This is a genomic window from Xenorhabdus sp. NBAII XenSa04 (genome assembly GCF_963866145.1).
GTDB classification, from domain to species: domain Bacteria; phylum Pseudomonadota; class Gammaproteobacteria; order Enterobacterales; family Enterobacteriaceae; genus Xenorhabdus; species Xenorhabdus indica.
In genome coordinates, this window is the sequence record NZ_CAWMEB010000351.1 from 1 (window position 1) to 302 (window position 302).

The following is a 302-nucleotide window of genomic DNA, read 5'->3' on the forward strand; positions in this document are numbered from 1 at the left end:
GCCTATGCGCGGCAAGCGATTGGGCTGGGGCTAGCCACCGAAGAGCACGGTTCCCGGTTGTTCGGTAACGGCGCTGTCACCAGTGGTGTCCTGCAAACGGATCAGGCATTGAAAGACGAGGCTTATCAACGTCTGAAAACGGATTTTGAAGCGCGCCATCAGGGACTGGTCAACGCCCATAAGCCGATGATTTTAGAAATGGGGCTGAAATGGCATCAAATCAGTTTATCGGCTGAGGATGCACAGTTTCTGGAAACCCGTAAATTCCAGTTGGAAGAAATTTGCCGCATCTTCCGGGTGCC

The 302-nt window shown here is 53.0% G+C and carries 1 protein-coding gene; it reads left to right on the top strand.

Annotated elements, in window-relative coordinates; genetic code table 11:
- Positions 1-302, top strand: a 302-nt coding sequence (locus AAC147_RS12205; protein ID WP_047686746.1) for a phage portal protein, incomplete at both ends; no start/stop codon positions are given.